The following is a 2,632-nucleotide window of genomic DNA, read 5'->3' as shown; positions in this document are numbered from 1 at the left end:
CTTACCCCGTCGTCTTCTGCAGGTTACGGCGAAGTCTATTTCCTATCATCCGAATTGGAGCAGAACTATGAGATTTTCAGAAGCATCGCCAGCAAACTCAAGCACATAGCGTCCTCCCACGCATTCTTTCAAAACGTCATCGAACAGACGCACGATGCAGTAATGATAATTGACGAAGAGGAACAGGTCCTGTTCTGGAATAGGAGTGCTGAAAGACTGCTTGGATACTCTGACAAGGAGATCCTTGGAAAAACAATACCGATCTTCAATGATCCCAAATTCATCAAACTGGCTATCAAAGACGTAGCTGATAAGAATGAGGCAAGGGTGCAAGAAATAATAGGAAGAGATAAATCAGGAAGACCGGTCGATCTTGAGATCAACATCGGTGGTATAGCTGACGAAGAGCGGAACATAATCGCATATTCCATCCTGGCTAGAGATATTGGAGTGAGGAAACGGAACGAGGAACGGCTGAGATACTTGAACGTGCTCCTTACGGCCATAAATGACGTAAATCAGTTGATAAACAGAGTGTCAGACATTGACACTCTCATACAGAAGGCAGCTGACCGGCTCAATGATACGCAGCTTTTCATCGACGTTTCCATTGGTCTGCAGCGTGATCCGGACAGCAACGGCATCATTCTTGTCGGGCATTGCGGAGTGCATGGAACCGAATCTTGGAGAATAACCCCTGAAGGAAGTGGGGAAGGACCTAATTGCGTAAAGTCTGCTGCAAAATCAATGAAGACAGCCATCGTCAATGGAATCGGAGAAGAATGTGCGGGATGTCATCGCAATTGCGGTCACGAAGGGTACTCGAGCGTGACAATCCCGATGAAATATCGAGGCGGCCTCATAGGAATCTTCAGCGTTTGTTTCTCTCCTGGCCATGTGATCTACAAGGAGGAAATCAGTCTTCTTGAGGAAGTCGTCAGGGATCTTACGCTTGCTAGGGTCAAGATGTTGGCAGAAGATATACTGGCCGAAAGCAAAGACCGGTTTTCGTCGGCTCTTTTCGCTGCAAGGAGCGGCGCCTGGGACTGGAATCTCAAAACAGGTGAGCTGGCATGGTCTGACGGTCTGGAACGAATCTTCGGCTTTGGCCAGGGTGAGATCAAACTAACCCACGATGCACTTCTCGATTGCGTTCACATCGAAGACCGCCACAAAGTCGCCGATGCAACGGATGCATGTTTGAAGGGCAAGAAGGAGTATGACGCCGAATACCGCGTAGTATGGTCAGATGGTTCAATTCATTGGATACGCGAAGCCGGAGACATCTTGCTGGACCAAAACAACGAACCATCCCGCATGCTGGCGGTCGTAAGCGACATTTCAAAAAGGAAAGTGCTAGAGAGCGAGTTGCGCGAGGCTCTCGACAAGGCGCAAACGCGTCAAATTGGAGCTGTAGACTGCTGATTAGATTTGTATCTAATCCTTCATTGAATTGTCAATGATTTTGAAATAGCGGTATAACGACCGGGGCATATCTCGAAGTATGCAGAATATTCAAGAGAGTGCGAATTTGGCACTTGTTGGACATGACGGTATGGTCGGAAGGCGTACAGTAGTTGGATCAAGGCTTGGGAAGAGAGCAGATCGTGCTCGATATTGGCCTGCGATCCTACTTTCAATGATTGTTGTTCCAATGATTGTTGTTCTAGGCTTCTATGCGACAACTCCAGCCCAGTCGGCTGGGCCGACGGCAGTAGACCTTGGAACAGCTGCCAATTATGTGATCCTGACAAAGGCAGGAATGACAGCTACGGGAGCCACCCATATCTGGGGCGATATTGCCACTAGTCCAGCAGCTGCGTCAGACATAACTGGATTTGATCTAGTATACACTGCAGGAGCTACATATTCGACCTCAGCTTTGGTCACTGGAAGTGTGTATGCCTCTGACTATGGTACCCCAACTCCATCTGTTCTGTCTACGGCTGTACTCGACATGGAGGGCGCGTATGACTCCGCAGCCGCACTGACATCACCTGACTTCGTCGATGTTGGCACTGCGGGGGATATTGCTGGGATGACCCTCACCCCCGGTCTCTACAAATGGACCACTGGGGTCCAGGTATCTACCGGTAGTGTCACTATCTCGGGCGCGGCAAGCGATGTCTGGATCTTCCAGATTACGGGAGATCTGACTTTGGCCAGCGGAGTCCAAGTTATTCTAAGCGGCGCACAGGTTTCCAACATCTTCTGGCAGGTCTCCGGCCAAGTCACGCTCGAAACGACATCAGTCATGAAGGGGATCATATTGTGCAAGACAGCGATTGTGATGAATAACGGCGCAACGCTAGAGGGTAGCGCATTGGCACAGACAGCGGTCACTATGGACGCCAACTACGTCTATACACCGGGCACTGTGATACCGGAATTCTCGCAAGTTCTGATCCCCTTGGTCGGAATGGTGTTTGTCGTGGCGATAGTAAGCAAAGTCAGGAATCAGAAGAAGTGAGTTCTCTGATCCCAAACCTTTTCCTTTTTCGCAATTTCTTATCTTCATCCTAGATTGCATGGCCGACTTCTATCGCTAAGTTGTGGGCGGCGAGTATCTCGGCTAGTCTCCACCGCCACTTGAATTTGCATTAAATCCTTCAGCAAATTGTCAGTGATGTTG

The 2,632-nt window shown here is 49.3% G+C and carries 2 protein-coding genes; both read left to right on the top strand.

What is annotated here, in order from left to right; genetic code table 11:
- On the top strand, positions 1–1,425 hold a 1,425-nt coding region (locus KJ653_00130), incomplete at its 5' end, for a PAS domain S-box protein (protein MBU0684248.1).
- A gap of 229 nt (positions 1,426–1,654) precedes the next feature.
- Positions 1,655–2,470, top strand: coding sequence for a DUF3494 domain-containing protein (locus KJ653_00125; protein MBU0684247.1), 816 nt, complete (start codon positions 1,655–1,657; stop codon positions 2,468–2,470).
- The last annotated feature ends 162 nt before the right edge of the window (positions 2,471–2,632 follow it).

Source organism: Candidatus Thermoplasmatota archaeon (assembly GCA_018814355.1).
Lineage (GTDB): Archaea > Thermoplasmatota > Thermoplasmata > UBA10834 > UBA10834 > COMBO-56-21.
Note: the sequence above shows the minus strand (reverse complement) of the source record. Positions and strands in the feature narration are given on the sequence as shown.